This is a genomic window from Falsiphaeobacter marinintestinus (assembly GCF_007923355.1).
GTDB classification, from domain to species: domain Bacteria; phylum Pseudomonadota; class Alphaproteobacteria; order Rhodobacterales; family Rhodobacteraceae; genus Phaeobacter_A; species Phaeobacter_A marinintestinus.
On record NZ_VOGO01000002.1, the window covers coordinates 165800 to 184210 of the forward strand.

Consider the following 18411-nt stretch of genomic DNA (forward strand, 5'->3'; position numbering starts at 1 on the left):
TACCGGCCGGTTGGGGCGGCCCTAACCCCAAGGACGGGCAAAGCCATGGACGTAACCCTGCATATCGGCGCGCATCGCTGTGCGACGACGACTTTTCAGCACTATCTGCGCATGAACGGCGAGCGCCTGACGACAACCGGACTCGGGTTCTGGGGCCCACGTCGCACCCGAGCGGGCCTGTTCAGCGGATTGACGCCCGGCCCACGGGCCGCGACCGGGCGCAATCCTCAGCGACGGGCCACGGGGCGGGTACAGATGAACCTTGCCCGCAGTGCACAAGCCGGTGTTCCGCGCCTGATTGTGACGGACGAAAACATGATGGGCTCGGTCCGCGAAAACCTGCGCCTGTGCGATCTGTATTGCGGGGTCGGTGAACGTGTCGCGCGCTTTGCGGCCGCTTTTGATGGGTATCTGAGTAGCGTGACGCTGAATATCCGGTCGCTGGAGATGTATTGGGCCTCGGCGCTGGCCTATAGCGTGACACGCAGGGCGGGCCTGCCCAACCGGCTGGCCATTGCCCGGATCGTAAGCCGCGCCCGAAGTTGGCGGGATGTGATTACTGATGTCGCCTGCGCGGCACCGGGTGTGCGGCTTCAGGTCCTGCCTTTTGAAACATTCGCCGGGCGGCCCGAGGCGCAGTTGTTCGCCATGACTGGCCAACCCGGCCCAAAAGAGCACGCGCGCGAATGGCTGAACGCCGCGCCACGCCTGCCAGAGATGCGCGCGTGGCTGGGCGATACCTCGGACCTGCCGATGGGCGATGGCCGTTGGCTGCCGTTTGACAGGTCCGAGGCGGCGACCCTGCGCGAGGCGTATGAAGACGATTTGATGTGGCTGACCGCGGGGGCCGATGGCCTGGCGCAACTGGCCACTGATCCCGACAAGAAACAGGCGGGGCCAACCCTGCCGTTCCAAAATATGACAAGAGGAAGACGCTATGACGCAGAACAACGACGACTGGCGGGCGCTGGCTGAAAAAGAGCTGCGCGGCAAGCCACTGGACGATCTCAACTGGCAGACGCTGGAAGGGATCGAGGTCAAGCCGCTGTACACCGCCGACGACACCGCAGACTTACCGCATATGGATACGATGCCCGGTTTCGGCCCGTTTACGCGCGGCGTAAAGGCAACGATGTATGCAGGCCGCCCGTGGACCATCCGGCAATATGCCGGGTTTTCGACGGCTGAGGAATCCAACGCCTTCTATCGCCGCAACCTTGCCGCCGGTCAGCAGGGCGTGTCGGTGGCCTTTGATCTGGCCACGCACCGGGGCTACGACAGCGACCATCCGCGCGTAGTCGGAGATGTTGGCAAGGCCGGCGTGGCCATTGACAGCGTCGAAGACATGAAAGTGCTGTTTGACGGCATCCCGCTCGACAAAGTGTCGGTCTCGATGACCATGAACGGCGCGGTGATCCCGATCCTTGCCAATTTCATCGTCGCAGGCGAAGAGCAGGGCCATGACAAAAGTCTTCTGGCGGGCACCATTCAGAACGACATTCTGAAAGAATTCATGGTCCGCAACACCTATATCTATCCGCCTGAACCGTCGATGCGCATCATTGCGGACATTATCGAATACACCAGCAACGAGATGCCGAAATTCAACTCGATCTCGATTTCGGGCTATCACATGCAAGAGGCTGGCGCGAACCTTGTGCAAGAGCTTGCCTATACCCTGGCCGATGGCCGCGAATACGTGCGCGCCGCCATGGACGCAGGGATGGATGTCGATAAATTCGCCGGCCGTCTGTCGTTCTTCTTTGCAATCGGCATGAACTTTTTCATGGAAATCGCCAAGCTGCGCGCCGCGCGGACCCTGTGGCATCGCATCATGACCGAGTTCGGGGCCAAATCCGAACGCTCAAAAATGCTGCGCACGCATTGCCAGACTTCGGGCGTATCGCTGCAGGAACAAGACCCGTATAACAACGTGGTCCGCACCGCGTATGAGGCGATGAGCGCGGTTCTGGGTGGTACCCAGTCGTTGCACACCAACGCGCTGGACGAAGCCATCGCGCTGCCCACCGAATTTTCGGCCCGGATTGCGCGCAACACGCAGCTGGTGCTGCAGGAAGAAACCGGCGTGACCAATGTGGTCGATCCGCTGGCGGGATCCTACTATGTCGAAAGCCTGACCAACGACCTGATCGACCAGGCCTGGGCGCTGATCGAAGAGGTCGAAGAGATGGGTGGCATGACCAAGGCTGTTGCCAGCGGCATGCCAAAACTGCGGATCGAGGAATCTGCTGCCCGCCGTCAGGCGATGATCGACCGCGGTCAGGAAGTCATCGTCGGCGTCAACAAGTACCGCAAGGACAAGGAAGACCCGATCGACATTCTGGACGTCGACAATGTCGCCGTCCGGGAAAGCCAGATCGCGCGTCTTGAAAAGATGCGGGCGGATCGCGACGAAGCGGCCTGTCAGGCGGCATTGGCTGAACTGACCCGCCGTGCCAAAGAAGGTGGCAACCTGCTTGAAGCGGCTGTTGAAGCCGCGCGTACCCGCGCCTCGGTTGGAGAAATCAGCATGGCAATGGAAAACGAATTTGGCCGCCACCGCGCCGAAGTGAAGACCCTCGCCGGGGTCTATGGCGCGGCGTACGAAGGCGACGAAGGCTTTGCCGCGATCCAGGCGGATGTTGAGAAATTCGCCGAAACCGAAGGCCGTCGCCCGCGCATGCTGGTGGTCAAGATGGGGCAGGACGGGCATGATCGTGGTGCCAAGGTGATTGCCACCGCCTTCGCCGACATCGGCTTTGACGTCGACGTCGGTCCGCTGTTCCAGACCCCTGCCGAAGCGGCGCAGGACGCGGTGGATAACGACGTGCATGTCGTCGGAATCTCGTCTCAGGCAGCAGGTCACAAGACATTGGCCCCGCAACTGGTTGCCGCGCTGAAAGAAGCCGGAGCCGAAGATATCATCGTGATTTGCGGTGGGGTAATTCCGCAGCAGGACTATGATTTCCTGTACAAAAACGGTGTGAAAGCGATCTTTGGGCCGGGCACCAACATCCCTGAAGCGGCACGCGATATCCTGCGTCTGATCGGGACCGCGCCCGCGTAACCGGCGTTGGGCAAGCGCCGCATCGTTTTGATCAGCATGGCCATCGGCGTCCTTTGGGCGCTGGTGGTTATCTGGGTGCCGCAGCAGCTGGATCTGCCGTTTCTGCCGCCGCCGGTGGCCTTGCCGGTTGCGTTTCTTGCGCCGGGCTTTGTTCTGGCCGCCATGATCGGGCGACTGGCGCAGCGCCGGTTCTTTGATACTGAAATCATCGACGGACAAGTCTTTGCGCCCGGGTCCGGGGCCGCGACGGATCAGAAGGTTCTGACGAACACTGTCGAACAATTGGTTCTGGCCTTGGTGACCTGGCCCTTTGTGGCCATGTCGCTGGGCGGGGCGGCTGTGATCGTGCTTGGGTTAAGCTTTGCGCTGATGCGGGGGCTGTTCTGGGTCGGCTATCATATGTCGCCCCCATTGCGTGGGGTCGGTTTTGCCGGAACCTTCTATCCGACGGTTCTGTCCGGGTTTTGGGCCTTGGTGGCTTGGTTTGTCTGACGATGCTGTGACGCGGTATGGGGGGCTGTCTGCCCCCTCTTGCGCCTTCGGCCCAATTCACCCCCGAGGGGATTTGAGACAAGAAAGAAGCCCTAAATCATGGGGCCGTCCAGAGTGCGTCGTAAACAGCTGCAATGCCCTGGGCTTCGTGGGTGATGCTGAAGGTGGATTCTGCGATCTCGCGCGCGGCTTGGCCTGCGCTGTCAACAGAGCCGAGCAGGGTACGCGCGGCGTCTGCGGCAAGGCCTGCGTGGTCGATAGGGACCACTGTGCCTGCGCGCCCCTGGGCCGAAAAGGCGGCGTAATACCCGGTGTCGCTGCCGACGAAGGGCACGCCGCTGGCCATGCCTTCGAGCGGGACCATGCCATAGCCTTCGTAGCGGGGCAGTTGTACCACCAGTGACAGGCCGCGCATCAGGGCGGGCAGGTCCGCGGCGGGAACTTCTCCGATAAAACGCACCCTTTCGATCAGCCCGGCTCGTTGCACCCGGCCTTTGAGGTCGAGGTCGAATTTTTGATGTTCGCGGGCGGCGCGCCCGATGACAAGCGCTGTGGCACCAGGCAGTTCGGGTAGCAGTTTCAGCATGGCATCGACAAAAACATCGGTGCCCTTTTCGGGTCGCACACGTCCGATCGTGGCAATACCCATGGTGCCGCCATATCCCAGCGCCGCCCAAGCCGAAGCGCGATCCGGGGCGGGGGTGAAGAGGCCGGTGTCCACGCCATGTGGGACGACGCCCCGGACATGGGGGACATAGTCAGCTGCCGCTTCGGTCGTGGCAATCACCGCATCCATTTTTGAGATCAGCCAGCGCGGGAAGGCCGAATGTCTGCGTTGCGCGGCCGAGGTAAAGACAATCCGGATCGGCAACTTCAGGACATCCCGCGCCCAGAGGGCTGCGCGCATTTCGGTGTTGCGCCGAACATGCCAGATCGGGAAGGGGCGGCCCGGTGGGGCGGTGCGCGACAGGGTGCGGGCATCGGACACGGTGATTGGATCGGGACACCCGGGCAGCGGGTGGCCGACCAGTTTCAGGTCGAAGTCTTTGATCTGTTGGCGGATCACATTGGCGGCGGTGGCCGACACGCCGGTAAAATTGCGATTGAAATTAGTCACGAACAGCTCAGCCATGGTCAAGATCCAGCGCAGCGCAGAGCCGGTTGACCACATCGTCAAGCGCCCGGTTTTGGGTTTCGGCATAGCTTTGCGCAGCGGTACGCGTGGTTTCAAGGTCAGCCGGGTTGTTCAGCCAATGACCGACCTGTGCGGCGAGATCACGGGCGGTTTCGATCTGGGTCATCCCCCCGGCGGCATCGAGACCTGCATAGGCATCCGCTGCATTGTCGACATGAGGTCCGGCGACGACAGCGACACCGGCCAAGGCCGGTTCGAACGGGTTGTGCCCGCCTTTGGGCACCAGCGTTGCCCCCAGAAAAGCAATGGGGGACAGGGCATACCAGGTTCCGGTCTCGCCCAATGTGTCGGCGAGGTACACTTGTGTTTCAGGCGTGACAGGTGTTTCGGACGTGCGCCGGGCATAGGTCAGGCCACTGGCGTGAAGCAGGGCTTCGACTTCGTCGCCGCGTTCGGGGTGACGCGGGACAAGGATCAGGCAAAGATCGGGATGGGCCGTCAAAAGCTGGCGATGCGCCTCTAGAACGATTTCTTCCTCGCCGGCATGGGTCGAACTGCCGGTCCAGACCGGACGATCACCCAAGCGTCCGCGCAGTTCTTCAAGCACATCCGACTGAACCGGCGGCGCGGCGGAACTGGCCTTTAGGTTGCTGCCGGCATGAACCCGAGCGGGATCAGCCCCCATGGCGATCAGGTCATCGGCAATGGTTTGATTCTGGGCGATCAGCAGGTCGAACTGGCTCAGAATGAACCGGGCTGTATCGGGCCGTTTTTTCCAGCCGTCGACGGATTTTCGCGACAAACGTGCGTTCAGCAAGGCCAGTCGTGTTCCGGCCTCGCGACCTTTGACCAGCATCAACGGCCAAAGTTCGCTTTCGACAAACAGCCCGGCGGCGGGGCGCCAATGCGCATAAAAACGCGCGACCGGACCACTTGCATCCAAAGGCGCGTACTGATGACGGGTGCGGGGTGGCATACGCTGGGCCACAAGCGCGGCCGAGGTGGGCGTACCCGACGTGATCAGAAACTGCGCCCCGGGCACACGGTCGCCCAACCGCTTGATCAGCGACAAGACTGACAGGCTTTCGCCGACACTGGCAGCGTGGAACCAGATCAGCTGACCGGGAGGGCGCGGCAGGCTGGCATTTCCCAGCCGCTCTTGCATGCGCTCGGGGGGGACACCGGCAGCTGCCAACCGGCGTGACACCTTGCGCCACGCGAAGGGCACAAGCATCGTGGTTGCAGCGCGGTAGATCCGGAACAGCGGCGTCGGCGCACTGCTGGGGGCTGACATGTCAGCCGCCCGTATGGCTCATGTGACGCGACATCTGGCCGTCGGCACGCTGTCTGGAATAGTCGAAATCATGGCCCTTTGGTTTCAGCGAAATGGCGGCGCGGATCGCTTCTTCCAAGGCGCGAGGGTCACCGGGGTGATCGCGCAGGGGTTTGCGCAGGTCAGCCATGTCTTCCTGACCAAGGCACATGTACAGCTCACCGGTGCAGGTCAGGCGCACGCGGTTGCAGCTTTCGCAGAAATTATGGCTGAGCGGCGTGATAAAGCCGATCTTCTGGTCGCTTTCCTCAAGCCGCACATACCGGGCCGGTCCGCCCGACCGTTCGGCCAGATCGGTGACCGTATAATGCTGCTCATAGGTACTGCGCACATCTTCGAGAGACCAATATTGATCCAGCCGGTCTTCGTTACCGATATCCCCCATCGGCATGACTTCGATCCAGGTCAGGTCCATGTCCCGCTCGGCGCACCATTCGGTAATGCGCGGCAGTTCTTCTTCGTTGAACCCTTTCAGCGCGACGGCGTTGATCTTGATCCGCAAGCCAGCCCGCTGAGCCGCATCAATGCCTTTCAGCACCTGGGCCAACCGGCCCCACCGTGTCACGTCGGCGAATTTCTTGTCGTCCAGCGTATCCAGCGACACGTTCACCCGGCGCACGCCAGCGGCATAAAGCGCATCGGCAAATCGTTCCAACTGAGATCCGTTTGTCGTCAGCGTCAGTTCCTTCAGCGCCCCGCTGTCCAGATGGCGGGTCATGGATTGGAAAAACGTCATGATCTCGCGCCGGACCAGTGGTTCGCCGCCTGTGATCCGCAGTTTTTCGACGCCCAGTCCAACAAAGGTCGAACACATCTTGTCCAGTTCTTCGAGCGTCAACAGCTCTTTCTTGGGCAGAAAGGTCATATTTTCCGACATGCAATACACACAGCGGAAATCGCACCGGTCGGTGACGGAGACACGCAGGTATGTGATGGCGCGGGCGAAAGGATCGATCAAAGGTGCTGTCATGTGGACATAGGTAAAGCGCGCGCACCCGCCCGGCAAGGGGGGCCTTCGTATTGGGTCTGGCGGGATTGCATCCGCAGGGGTAGAAAGCAGATATGCGGTATCTGGTTCTTGTCTCTATTCTTGTTGCGTCGTCCTGTAGTGTTACGGATCAGCTGTTCCAAACGGATACGGCCACCAAGCCTTCTCAGGCCGATGCGACGCTGGAAGACGCATCTTTGACCCAAGAAACAACCGATTTGGACGACACTAACGCCGACATCGATCCAGGCACGGACGCGGCCACTGACACGGGGCAAGACTCTGTTCCTGCCCAAAGTGCAGGTCCGAAATCCACCGTTGCAGCACTTGGCGATCCGACAAAACCAGGCTTATGGCTTGAAACGCCTTTGGTCTCGGATCAGCGATCGGGTCGGATCACCCTTGCCGCGACCGGTAAAAGCGCCGAGGTCACACTGATTCCCATTGAAGGCGAAGATACCGCAGGTAGCCGTTTGTCCCTGCAAGGGTTTCAGGCGCTTGGTGCCCCGCTGACCGAATTGATCGACCTGACTGTTCAGCCGCTCTGATCGGGCAGGTATTTGGCGGCTTCCTTGCGGGCAAACGGCTTAAGATCGTCACCATGCGCGCTCAAAAACGCAATTACGCGGGGGGCGTCATGCTTTGACAGATCGCGCAGCCACCAGCCGATTGCCTTTTGAATAAACCAGTTGCGGTCGGGCACATAGGTGGCCACCCAGCCCAAAATCCGGTCACGTTGTGCCAGTTCTTCGGGTTTCGGATGGTTTTGCTTGGTCCAGGGGAGGGTTGCGACCAGTGCTGCCCGCCGGGTCCACATGAGGTCGGATGTTGTCCAACCTTCGACGGTGTCCAGGCGGGTCGGGTCCGCGACCAGCCGTTTCTGGGCCGCCATGCAGGCATGATCCGCCACGGCCCAGGCATCGAAATCGGGCACCCAGTTGCAGAGCAACTCCCAAACCGCCTGATCCGGGCGAATGCGGGCCTGGGTCAGCAGCTTGGCGGCTGCCAGTCGGGCCTCGTGAATATCGGTGCGCCACAGGTCATCCGCCAGTTTCACCCGGTCTTCAACCGTTAGGGACCGGCGCCAGTCCTTGGTCAGATCGTTCAACACCGGGTTCGCGACGCCCAGATAAACGCGCGCTGCCTTGTGATACCGCGCCATATCTGCAGCCTTGGTCGCATCGGCCCGCGCCCTGATCTGATCCAGATAGTCTTTGCACATGATCCGACCCCTTTTGCCGCACAGACTATGCTGTGCTTTTCGCAGTGCAAGGGGGCTGATAAAAAACGGTGAAATCGTGAGAATGCGGGCGGGAGGCAGGATGCAATTCCTCAAAGGTGTCGAACGAACAGCAAAGGAACTGGTCCCGCAAAGCTGGCGCATGTTTTTTCGAGCGTCCAAGTATGAACTTCTGATGGGACGCCGCGCTCCATTTCACTGAAAACGCACTTGTTTCCGCCGACACGGGTACGGAACTGGCTTTTGACCGGTTCGCGGGTGATGGCGCGCCGTCATCCGTCTATCGGTCAACCGAAACGTACCGCGACCGCTTTCCCGGCAGCCACGAAACCGGTGAAGTGCTGACGATGACAACGCCTTCGCTGCCTGAAATCCTGGCGCGCCATGCCATCGACGTTCGGTCGGCAAGGCGTGGGATGCTGTCGATTGACGTACAGGGCCACGAATTGGAGGTCCTGCGCGAGATGGGCGAGGCTGTCAAAGAGTTCGCGCAGGTAAGTACAAGTGCCGCGTCGTGGTGACGTTTTGTACATCCGCGACTAGGCGGGCCGGAAAGGCGCGAGCGGCCAGCCCCTCGTCGCCCTTTTGTCACCGGGTTCAATGGCGCAACCAACGACGCCCGCCCGAGTATTTTTAAAGAGAAGAAACGGCAGGGCGCGCGTTATTCCACGGTCACCGATTTTGCCAGATTGCGCGGTTGGTCCACATCCGTACCTTTGGCAACGGCGGTGTGATAGGCCAGTAATTGCGCTGGAATGGCGTATAAGATCGGTGCCAGCGTGGGGTGCACATGCGGCATCCGGATGGTCGACCAGACACCGTCCTGTGCTTCGGCCAGCCCGTCATCGTCCGAAATCAACAGCACCTGACCCTTACGCGCCATGACCTCTTGCATGTTCGAAACGGTCTTGTCGAAGACCGCGTCGCGCGGCGCCATGACGATCACCGGCATGTTCTTGTCGATCAGGGCAATCGGGCCGTGTTTCAGTTCACCTGACGCATAACCTTCGGCATGTATATAACTGATTTCTTTCAGTTTAAGAGCACCTTCAAGCGCCATCGGATACATCGGCCCACGCCCCAGAAACAACACATCCCGGGCTTCGCTAAGTTTGATTGCGGCCTGTCGGATCGCTTCGTTCTGATCCAGCGCGGCATTCAGCAGCGACGGCAACCCACGCACCGCCGAGATGTGATCGGCCAGCGTTTCCTGATCTATCTGTCCTTTGTCCGCAGCCGCCTTCAGCGCAAGCAGAACCAGCACAACAAGCTGGCAGGTGAACGCCTTGGTCGACGCCACGCCGACCTCGACCCCGGCATGGATCGGCAGTGCCAGATCGCTTTCGCGGGCGATCGAGCTTTCGGGGACATTGACCACCGACACGATCTTGTCGGCCTTGCCCTCGCAATAACGCAGGGCGGCCAGCGTATCGGCAGTTTCGCCAGACTGGCTGACGAATACTGCCAGCGTGCCGGGGCTGACGGGAGGCTCGCGATAGCGAAATTCTGAGGCGATATCGACCTCGACCGGGATACGGGCCAGCTGTTCGAACCAGTATTTCGCCGTGAGGCAGGCGTAATAGGCCGTGCCACAGGCGACCATGGTCACACGTTCGATCTTGGTAAAGTCGATACCCTTGCCCGGCAGTTGTACGGTGTCTTGCCCGGCCGGCAGATAGTGGCCAAGCGCGTCGCCGATCACCAGCGGCTGTTCAGCGATTTCCTTTGCCATGAAATGCTTGTGACCCGCCTTGTCGATCTGGGTGGACTGGATCTGAACCGTGCGGATTTCGCGATTGGCCAGTTCGCCCTGAGCATCGCGGATCTCCAGCGAGGTCCGGGTCAGAACGGCGCGGTCGCCTTCTTCAAGATAGGTGATCCGATCAGTCAGCGGCCCCAGCGCGATGGCATCGCTGCCAACATACATCTCGCCCTCGCCATGGCCGATGGCCAGCGGTGATCCCTTGCGGGCGGCGACAATCAGATCTTCTTCGCCATCGAACAGAAATGCCAAGGCGAAAGCGCCCTCAAGCCGATCAAGCGCCTGGAACGCGGCATCGACGGGGGATGCGCCCTGATCCAGATAGTGTTGCGTCAAAAGAGCGACGGTTTCGGTATCGGTTTCCGTTTGCGGCAGGATGCCGTGTTCGGCCAGTTCGGCGCGCAGATCGCGAAAGTTTTCGATGATCCCGTTGTGCACCACGGCGACTGGCCCTGCCTGATGCGGATGGGCATTGCTGACCGACGGCTCGCCATGTGTGGCCCAGCGGGTATGACCGATCCCGGCCTTGCCCGGCAAGGGGTCATGCACCAGCAAATCGCCCAGATTGACCAGCTTGCCGACGGCGCGGCGGCGATCCAGTTTGCCGTGGTTCACGGTGGCGATTCCGGCGCTGTCATAGCCCCGGTATTCCAGTCGTTTCAGCGCTTCAACAAGGATCGGCGCTGCTTCATGGTCGCCAAGTACCCCTACAATACCGCACATTATTCGGCCTCCTTGTTACGTCTTGCTTTCTTCGCCTTTAACAAATCGAACAATTTGCGGGCCCGGCCCAGTTTGTTCTCCTGCGGTGTGCGGGCCAGTGCCAGCGCCTCGGGTTCAACGTCTCTGGTGATCACCGATCCGGTCGCTGTCATCGCATCGTTGCCGATTGAGACAGGCGCGACCAGCATGGTGTTCGACCCGATAAATACCCGCGCCCCGATTGTGGTCTGATGCTTCATGACGCCATCATAATTGCAGGTGATGGTGCCTGCCCCGATGTTCGTGTTGGTTCCAACCGTGGCGTCGCCGATATAGCTCAGGTGATTGACCTTGGCGCCTTCGGAGATCACGGCATTCTTGATCTCGACAAAGTTGCCGACCCTGGTGTGTTCGGCCAGTTCGGCACCGGGGCGGAGCCGGGCATAAGGACCAACCACCGCGCCACGGCTGACATGGCAGCCTTCCAGATGCGAAAACGCGCGGATCGTGGCCCCGGATTCCACCGTGACGTCGGGGCCGAATACCACATTGGGTTCGATCACGGCATCCCGCCCGATGACCGTGTCGATGGCCAGATAGACCGTGTCGGGGGCCATCAGGGTCACACCGTCTTCCAGCAGTTCCGCGCGGGCGCGGGCCTGAAACACGGCATCCGCGTTGACCAGATCAGCGCGGGAATTGACCCCCATGGTCTGGTCTTCGTCGCAAGACACTGCCGTCACGCTCAGATCGCGGGCGCGGGCCAGTTCGACGACATCGGTCAGATAGTATTCTTCCGAAGCGTTCTGATTGCCGACCTGTGCGATCAGATCAAACAACGTCTTGGCATCGCAGGCCATCAGCCCGCTGTTGCAAAAGGTAATCGCGCGCTCGGCGTCTGAGGCGTCCTTGAATTCCACGATCTTTTCCAGCGTGTCGCCATCCATGACCAGACGGCCATAGCGGGCGGGATCAGGGGCCTCAAATCCAAGTATGACCAGATCATGGGTCTTGCGTGCGGCGATCATGCGCTCAAGCGTGTCAGGCTGCAAAAACGGCGTGTCACCATAGAGCACGACAACATCGCCATCGAAACCGGCCAGCGCCTCGCGGGCCATATCGACAGCATGAGCGGTGCCCAACTGGTCTTCTTGCAAGACGACCTCGGCCCGGTCATTGATCTGCTGCGCGGCTTTTGCGACCAGATCGGCACCATGGCCGGCCACGACAACCAGACGTTCAGGCTCTAGCGCGGCACCGGTGCGCATGGCATGAGCCAGCATGGGGGCTTGTGCGATGGGGTGCAGAACCTTGGGAAGGTCCGAGTTCATCCGTGTGCCTTTGCCTGCGGCGAGGATGACGAGGGCTGTGCTCATCTGGTTTTCTCTTTGTGTTTTGCTTTGAGCCGTTTTATCCGCTGATAGCGGTCACGCAAGCGAAACGGTGATCAAACAAGGTTGCGGGATGCAACAACTGGTGCGGAAAAGCGCCGAAAGGGGGCAGGCATGAAAACGGTAATCTTCGATCTGGACGGCACACTGGCCGATACATCCGGTGATCTGATCGCCGCTGCGAACGTCTGTTTTCGCCAGATGGGCGACGGCGATGTGCTGGACCCGGCGCGCGATCAGGGAATCGCCCTGCGCGGCGGCAAGAAGATGCTGACCTGCGGGCTTGAGCGGTTGGGCCGGTTCGATGCCAGCGTCGTCGAAACCTTTTATCCTGTTCTGCTTGAGGCCTACGGCGCCGCGATTGACGTTCATACGGTGCTGTATCCCGGTGCGATGGACGCGGTAGAGGCGTTAAAGGCTGACGGATTCGGCGTCGGGATCTGTACCAACAAGCCACAAGCGCTGGCCGATCAGTTGCTGATCAGCCTTGGCATTCGCGACGCTTTTGCATCGATGGTCGGAGCCGACACGTTGCCAGTACGCAAACCCGACCCGGAGCCGCTGCGCGAAGCTGCCCGCCGGGCAGGCGGCGACCCGGCAAAATGTGTTCTGATCGGCGATTCAGATACGGACCGCAACACGGCGCGGGCCGCCGGTGTGCCTTCGGTTCTGGTGACGTTTGGGCCTTCTGGCGATGATATGGCCGCTTTAGAGCCCGAAGCGCTGCTGCATCGGTTCGATGATCTGCCGGGTGTCGTGCGTCAGTTGATCGGCTGATACAAAAGATCTGTCAGGGGCCGCAGTCCGGTATTCGCAAGATCCGCCAATGCGGCTTCAATGGCATCGGCCCGATCGGCTCCCAATACCGGATCGGCGAGGCCGTGAAACTTGGCGCGCAGTTCAGCTTCTGTTGGTGGCGCGACCGGGTCCCAGCGCGGCTGGAGGTATTCGCCTTTCAAAACGGTGCCATCGGTTTGCACCAGATCCACCCGCGACAGACGCGTCGCGGGAAAGGCAGCATTGGCGCTGTCGGATTCCTGCATCACCAGGTTGTCCGACAGACGCAGGATTTCAGGGTCGCTTAAAGCGTCCCCGGTGATACCCGCAGGTCCGACATCGCCGCGCACCATCGCCACCGCACTGGGGAACGAAGTCGAATATTGCGCCTCTTCCGTATTGCGTGGGCGGCGTGTGGCCAGCCGCACGGATTCATGGAACGTCGTGACTTCGATCCGCGCGACCTGAGCCGCACTCACATTGTGATCACGGGCCAGTTTCAGAACCCCGTCAATTGGGCCATGCGCCCAGCGACATACTGGATAAGGCTTAAAGTACTGATCCAAAATCAGCCAGTTGGTTCCAAGATCAGTCCAGAACGTCGGAGTCGATTCGACCGTGATCGCCGGAGCCCCTGTAAACCCGCGTCGCGCCAGTTGCGCGGCCGACACCCCGGCCATCGCCCCCCAGCCTGACCCATCCTTGACCATTGTCGGATGATCGATGCAGCGCATCATCTGGCTGCGCGGACCATGGTATTCGGCAATCCCCAACGCTTCTCGGGTCCGCTGGTGATCAAGTCGCAGCAAACGCGCTCCCGCTGCTGCCGCCACGACAGCCCCCCAACTGCCAGACGTGTGATAATCTGGTGTTGTTGCGTGTTGCGCCACGGACAGGCGTGACCCGAATTCATATCCCATGACGATGGTGGCCAGAAACTCGGACCCATCGGCGCCGGTTTGTTCAGCAAACGCCAGAACAGCGGGCAGCAAAGCGCAGCCGACATGGCCCTTGGCCGCATTAAACCCATCATGCCCGTCCAGCGCATCAATCGTCATCGCGCCTGCCAATGCAGCCCCCGGCGCACTGGCCGTGCGACCGTCAAACAGGATCGGCACGGTGCCCCCGAACGTTTCGACCGCGTGATCCCGGATAATGGCGCTCAGGTCTGTGCCCATTGCGCCAGCAGCGACCCCGATCAGGTCCAGAATGCACAGCTCGGCCCGGGTTTGCACAGGGGCAGGGCAGTCCGACCAGTGCAGATCATGGATCAACTCATAAGGTGTCATGAGGTTACGCTAGGGCAGGTGCGTCGCGATTCTGTCCCGTTTGCGACGCGACCCGGCGCAATGTTTCAGCTTTGTGAATTCGCCAAGGCGGATCTTGACCGCTGACGTTACCCAGATCACAACCAGCACATGACAGAAAAATTCACCGGAAACTTCACCCAGCAAGAGCCGATCCCCGATGCCGGGATCGCCGCCGCGTTGGCGGTTCTGCAAAGTGGTCGTCTGCACCGTTATAACGTCGCTGCGGGCGAACTGGGCGAAACCGCGCTTCTGGAGCAGGAATTTGCCGCCTATACCGGCGCGAAATATTGCTTGGCCGTGGCCTCTGGGGGCTATGCGATGGCCACTGCGCTCAGGGCCATCGGGGTGAAGCCGGGGGAGCCGGTTTTGACCAATGCCTTCACGCTGGCCCCGGTGCCGGGTGCGATTGCGTCGGTTGGGGCAAAACCGGTGTTTGTCGGGGTCACTGAAAGCCTGACCATCGACCTTGACGATCTGGCGCAAAAAGTGACCGACGCCAAGGTGCTGATGCTCAGCCACATGCGCGGCCACCTGTGTGACATGGATCGTCTGATGAAGATCTGCGATGACGCGGGCGTCACCGTGATCGAGGACTGTGCGCATACCATGGGCGCGTCTTGGAAAGGTGTGCCGTCGGGCCGCGCGGGTCTGATCGGCTGTTATTCAAACCAGACGTACAAGCATATGAATTCGGGTGAGGGCGGGTTCCTGATCACCGATGATGAAGAAGTCGCCGCCCGCGCCACGATCCTTTCTGGCAGCTATATGCTGTATGAACGCCATCTCGCCGCCCCGTCTCCCGAGGTCTTCGAACGCGTGAAATACGACACCCCCAACGTGTCCGGTCGCATGGACAACCTGCGCGCCGCGATTCTGCGCCCGCAATTGCGGGATCTGGACACACAGGTACAACGCTGGAACGACCGTTATCGCGTGCTGGAAGACGGGCTGCGTAACACCCCCGGCCTGACCGTGATCAACCGCCCCGAACAAGAGGTTTATGTCGGCTCGTCCATCCAGTTCCTGCTGCTCGACTGGGACCCGGACAAGGTGCAAGAGGCGCTCAGTCGATGTGCCGCGCGTGGGGTCGAGTTGAAATGGTTCGGCGGTGCAGAACCCGTCGCCTTTACCTCGCGCTATGACAGCTGGCGCTATGCCGACAGTGTGCCGATGCCCAAAACCGACCGCATCCTTGCCGGCATCGTCGACATGCGCGTGCCGCTGACCTTCAGCCTCGACGACTGCGCCCTTATCGCCCGCATCGTCCGGGCCGAGGTTGGGGCGGTGTGGCAGGGCGCATGATTTAGCGTCCCGCCGTGCTTTCGAGACCATACAAAACAGGTCGTGATCGCCGATATCAAAAACATATGAGTTTTGGAACTTTGTAAGCGGAACTGATCCGAACGACGCCTGTTTCACCGTCCGGGCTGGCAGCAATCCAGTCTATACTGGGATCAGTCAGAAGCGGTTTCCTTCATCTGGATTAACTGAATGAGGTTTCCGCAAGTGTCGTCAAAAACGGCCATGTGAACTGCGCCCGCGTCCATAGGTTCAGTTACGAATTTCACACCCCCGTCGCTCAGCTTTTTCCATTCGGTGTCAAGGTTTTGCACCTGGAATGAATGTGCGACGATGCCATCGGCGACAAGCGCCTTCTTGTAAGGTCCAATGGCTGGATGGTCGCTCGGTTCAAGCAACAGTTCTGTGCCTTCCGGGGTCTTCCTTGGACACGACCGTCAGCCATCGGGTATCGCCCAATGGGATAATGTGCTTCACTATGAAGCCGAGCATTTCGGTGTAGAACTTTTCGGCCTTGTCTTGATCATCGACGAAGACGCTTGTGACCTAGATTTTCATGTTTTGGGTCCGTTCGTTTTGAAGTTGACGAGCCATGATGCCGTTGCGACGTGCTGTTCGTCGACACTCAAAGAATGCGCCTTCGTGCGCCCCTTCCATTCGATCTCAAACAAGCCAGCCTTCTCCAGAACATGGCAAGTGCAGTAATTTTACTGCATAAGGTTTGTTTCGAAATCAGGTCTCGCGTAAGGCAGAGCAGAATTTCGGTTCGCCCGGCACATCGGACAATAACCCCGTGTCAAAACCTGTGCGGCAGAAACGGTCTTTTTGGCATGCTTTGCCGGGCCTTCATATCTCAATTGTTTAACTGTGTCACAAACCCGCGGCACAAATGAAGTCGGTTTTGACCGGGCGCTGACACGCCGTCGGCAGCCCAACACTTGACCCGACTCACAAACCTCGTCTATGAAATGAACACTTGTTCATTAAACGCAGGGGGAGGGCGCTATGTTCAATGCGACCATGACATTCGATCTGGGCGAAGACACGAACGCGTTGCGCGATATGGTGCATCGCTGGGCGCAGGAGCGCGTCAAGCCGATGGCCGCCGAAATTGACCAGACCAACGACTTCCCGGCCGCGCTGTGGAAAGAAATGGGCGATCTGGGGTTGCTGGGCATCACCGTGTCCGAGGAATACGGCGGGGCAGGCATGTCCTATCTGGCCCATACCGTGGCGGTGGAAGAAATCGCGCGGGCCAGTGCGTCGGTGTCTCTCTCTTATGGCGCGCATTCCAATCTGTGTGTGAACCAGATCAAGCTGAACGGCACGCCCGAACAGAAACAGAAATACCTGCCGGGTCTGATCTCGGGGGATCATGTCGGTGCTTTGGCCATGTCCGAACCCTCAGCCGGGTCCGACGTGGTGTCGATGAAGCTGCGGGCGGAAAAGCGCAATGACCGCTATATCCTGAACGGCAACAAATACTGGATCACCAATGGTCCCGATGCCGACACACTGGTGGTCTATGCCAAGACCGATCCCGACGCGGGCAGCCGGGGCATCACGGCGTTCCTGATCGAGAAAGAGTTCAAAGGCTTCTCGACCTCGCCGCATTTTGACAAGCTGGGCATGCGCGGATCAAACACCGCCGAGCTAATCTTTGACGATTGCGAAGTGCCGTTTGAAAACGTGCTGGGTGAAGAGGGCAAGGGCGTGCGCGTCCTGATGTCGGGGCTTGATTATGAACGCGTCGTGCTGGCCGGCATCGGAACCGGCATCATGGCCGCCTGCCTGGACGAGGTCATGCCGTATGTGTCCACCCGCGAACAATTTGGTCAGCCGATCGGGAACTTTCAGCTGATGCAGGGCAAGATTGCCGACATGTATACGGCGATGAACTCGGCCCGGGCTTATGTGTACGAGGTCGCTAAAGCTTGCGACCGGGGCGATGTGACCCGTCAGGATGCGGCTGCCTGCTGCCTTTATGCCAGCGAACAGGCCATGGTGCAGGCGCATCAGGCAGTTCAGGCGTTGGGTGGGGCCGGGTATCTGAATGACAACCCGGTCGGACGCATTTTCCGCGATGCCAAGCTTATGGAAATCGGGGCCGGAACCTCTGAAATCCGCCGGATGCTGGTGGGCCGCGAATTGATGGGATCGATGGGCTGAAACGACACCGGCCCGCGCAAAAACGCGGGCCGAAACGGGCAGGCCTTGTCAGGCCCGCCATATCTTGGGAGGGATCAGAACCGGTGGATGTACGAGAATCCCACGATGAACGGGTCGATCTCGACATCGGCCAGCGCCACGCCGTTCAAGGTGGCGTCGGTGTTGATGTCGATCCAGCGCACGTCAAAGCGCAACGATCCGTTCTGGGAAACCTGGTAATCCGCACCGGCGTGCAAGGCAACGCCCCAGCTATCGCTCAAGTTAAGCGTACCAAGCGAGGTCTGTTCGTCGAAGAAGGTTGTATAGTTCACACCAATCCCGACAAACGGCTTGAACTTGGTCTGCGTCGGGAAGTGATAGTTCAGCGACAGGGTGGGCGGCAGGTGCTTGGTCGATGCGATGTTCGTTCCGCCCAGCGAAATGTCATGCTGAAACGGCGTAGCGGCCAGCAGTTCAATCCCCAGATTGTCGCGGAAAAAATACTCGACTGTGAAGGTCGGTCGGACGTCTTCATCGACGCTCAACGGCAACCCGGCAACTGTGGCGCTGGTCGATTTCGGATTGACCCAGCCAACACCGATACCAAAGGTCCAGTCCCCCTGCGACTGCGCCGCCAGCGGCGCGGCAATGGCTCCCAATGCGGTGGTGAGGGCGAGTGTGGCGATCAGATGTTTCATTGTCCTGTCCAATCTGCTTTTGATATACCAAAAGTGGCATATTTTGCAGACCGGGGCGCTGATCTGGAT

The 18411-nt window shown here is 60.2% G+C and carries 18 protein-coding genes; 8 read left to right on the forward strand and 10 right to left on the reverse strand.

The features are described 5' to 3' along the window. Positions 1 to 45: 45 nt before the first annotated feature. From FOY56_RS05080 to FOY56_RS05090, 3 genes are read left to right on the forward strand one after another with little or no spacing between them, the layout of a single operon-like run. Positions 46 to 975 (forward strand): hypothetical protein, encoded by a 930-nt coding sequence (locus tag FOY56_RS05080; protein ID WP_186766243.1) that lies wholly within the window; start codon positions 46 to 48, stop codon positions 973 to 975. Next, positions 938 to 3067: a methylmalonyl-CoA mutase gene (gene scpA, locus FOY56_RS05085; RefSeq protein WP_146344739.1), complete on the forward strand. Its 2130-nt coding sequence runs from the start codon at positions 938 to 940 to the stop codon at positions 3065 to 3067. Before FOY56_RS05080 ends, scpA begins: the two co-directional genes overlap by 38 nt. A gap of 36 nt (positions 3068 to 3103) precedes the next feature. Next, positions 3104 to 3559: an MAPEG family protein gene (locus FOY56_RS05090; protein WP_146344740.1), complete on the forward strand. Its 456-nt coding sequence runs from the start codon at positions 3104 to 3106 to the stop codon at positions 3557 to 3559. Between the two features lie 97 nt (positions 3560 to 3656). Here the strand turns inward: FOY56_RS05090 and FOY56_RS05095 are convergent, their stop codons facing one another. Genes FOY56_RS05095 through moaA form a run of 3 tightly spaced genes read right to left on the reverse strand, consistent with a single transcriptional unit; the run spans position 3657 to position 6997 of the window. Further along, complete coding sequence (locus FOY56_RS05095) at positions 3657 to 4691, reverse strand: glycosyltransferase family 4 protein (protein ID WP_146344741.1); 1035 nt, start codon at positions 4689 to 4691, stop codon at positions 3657 to 3659. Further along, on the reverse strand, positions 4684 to 5988 hold the full coding sequence (locus FOY56_RS05100) for a 3-deoxy-D-manno-octulosonic acid transferase (RefSeq protein ID WP_146344742.1): 1305 nt from the start codon (positions 5986 to 5988) through the stop codon (positions 4684 to 4686). The genes FOY56_RS05095 and FOY56_RS05100 overlap by 8 nt, the downstream gene beginning before the upstream one ends. 1 nt (position 5989) lies before the next feature. Continuing rightward, positions 5990 to 6997, reverse strand: coding sequence for a GTP 3',8-cyclase MoaA (moaA, locus tag FOY56_RS05105; protein ID WP_146345142.1), 1008 nt, complete (start codon positions 6995 to 6997; stop codon positions 5990 to 5992). A gap of 92 nt (positions 6998 to 7089) precedes the next feature. Here moaA and FOY56_RS05110 point away from each other — a divergent pair, with 92 nt between their 5' ends. Continuing rightward, on the forward strand, positions 7090 to 7563 hold the full coding sequence (locus tag FOY56_RS05110; RefSeq protein WP_146344743.1) for a hypothetical protein: 474 nt from the start codon (positions 7090 to 7092) through the stop codon (positions 7561 to 7563). On the opposite strand, the gene FOY56_RS05115 is transcribed toward FOY56_RS05110, so the two are convergent. Further along, positions 7551 to 8237, reverse strand: a complete 687-nt coding sequence (locus tag FOY56_RS05115; RefSeq protein WP_146344744.1) for a DNA alkylation repair protein — start codon at positions 8235 to 8237, stop codon at positions 7551 to 7553. The genes FOY56_RS05110 and FOY56_RS05115 overlap by 13 nt on opposite strands. 254 nt (positions 8238 to 8491) lie before the next feature. Here FOY56_RS05115 and FOY56_RS24100 point away from each other — a divergent pair, with 254 nt between their 5' ends. Continuing rightward, the gene (locus FOY56_RS24100) at positions 8492 to 8776 is read left to right on the forward strand and encodes an FkbM family methyltransferase (RefSeq protein WP_342779778.1); all 285 of its coding nucleotides are present in this window, start codon (positions 8492 to 8494) and stop codon (positions 8774 to 8776) included. A 140-nt stretch (positions 8777 to 8916) separates the two neighbouring features. On the opposite strand, the gene glmS is transcribed toward FOY56_RS24100, so the two are convergent. Then, the gene (gene glmS / locus FOY56_RS05120; RefSeq protein WP_146344745.1) at positions 8917 to 10740 is read right to left on the reverse strand and encodes a glutamine--fructose-6-phosphate transaminase (isomerizing); all 1824 of its coding nucleotides are present in this window, start codon (positions 10738 to 10740) and stop codon (positions 8917 to 8919) included. Continuing rightward, a complete protein-coding gene (glmU, locus tag FOY56_RS05125) occupies positions 10740 to 12095 on the reverse strand; it encodes a bifunctional UDP-N-acetylglucosamine diphosphorylase/glucosamine-1-phosphate N-acetyltransferase GlmU (RefSeq protein ID WP_146344746.1) in 1356 nt (451 codons plus the stop codon). Before glmU ends, glmS begins: the two co-directional genes overlap by 1 nt. Positions 12096 to 12224: 129 nt before the next feature. On the opposite strand from glmU, the gene FOY56_RS05130 reads away from it, so the two are divergent. Next, positions 12225 to 12887: an HAD-IA family hydrolase gene (locus FOY56_RS05130; protein ID WP_146344747.1), complete on the forward strand. Its 663-nt coding sequence runs from the start codon at positions 12225 to 12227 to the stop codon at positions 12885 to 12887. On the opposite strand, the gene FOY56_RS05135 is transcribed toward FOY56_RS05130, so the two are convergent. Beyond that, a complete protein-coding gene (locus FOY56_RS05135; RefSeq protein WP_146344748.1) occupies positions 12872 to 14176 on the reverse strand; it encodes an MmgE/PrpD family protein in 1305 nt (434 codons plus the stop codon). The genes FOY56_RS05130 and FOY56_RS05135 overlap by 16 nt on opposite strands. 129 nt (positions 14177 to 14305) lie before the next feature. Between FOY56_RS05135 and FOY56_RS05140 the strand changes: the two genes are divergently transcribed. Beyond that, positions 14306 to 15499, forward strand: a complete 1194-nt coding sequence (locus FOY56_RS05140; protein WP_146344749.1) for a DegT/DnrJ/EryC1/StrS family aminotransferase — start codon at positions 14306 to 14308, stop codon at positions 15497 to 15499. Between the two features lie 152 nt (positions 15500 to 15651). Here FOY56_RS05140 and FOY56_RS05145 read toward each other — a convergent pair whose 3' ends face one another. Continuing rightward, on the reverse strand, positions 15652 to 15894 hold the full coding sequence (locus tag FOY56_RS05145; protein ID WP_281288793.1) for a VOC family protein: 243 nt from the start codon (positions 15892 to 15894) through the stop codon (positions 15652 to 15654). Beyond that, positions 15887 to 15988 carry a VOC family protein gene (locus FOY56_RS24045; protein WP_281288794.1) on the reverse strand — a complete coding sequence of 34 codons (102 nt, stop codon included), beginning with the start codon at positions 15986 to 15988 and terminating at the stop codon, positions 15887 to 15889. The genes FOY56_RS05145 and FOY56_RS24045 overlap by 8 nt, the downstream gene beginning before the upstream one ends. Before the next feature lie 513 nt (positions 15989 to 16501). Between FOY56_RS24045 and FOY56_RS05150 the strand changes: the two genes are divergently transcribed. Then, positions 16502 to 17665, forward strand: coding sequence for an isovaleryl-CoA dehydrogenase (locus FOY56_RS05150; RefSeq protein ID WP_146344750.1), 1164 nt, complete (start codon positions 16502 to 16504; stop codon positions 17663 to 17665). Positions 17666 to 17739: 74 nt separating this feature from the next. Here FOY56_RS05150 and FOY56_RS05155 read toward each other — a convergent pair whose 3' ends face one another. Next, a complete protein-coding gene (locus FOY56_RS05155) occupies positions 17740 to 18342 on the reverse strand; it encodes an OmpW/AlkL family protein (protein ID WP_146344751.1) in 603 nt (200 codons plus the stop codon). Between the last annotated feature and the right edge of the window lie 69 nt (positions 18343 to 18411).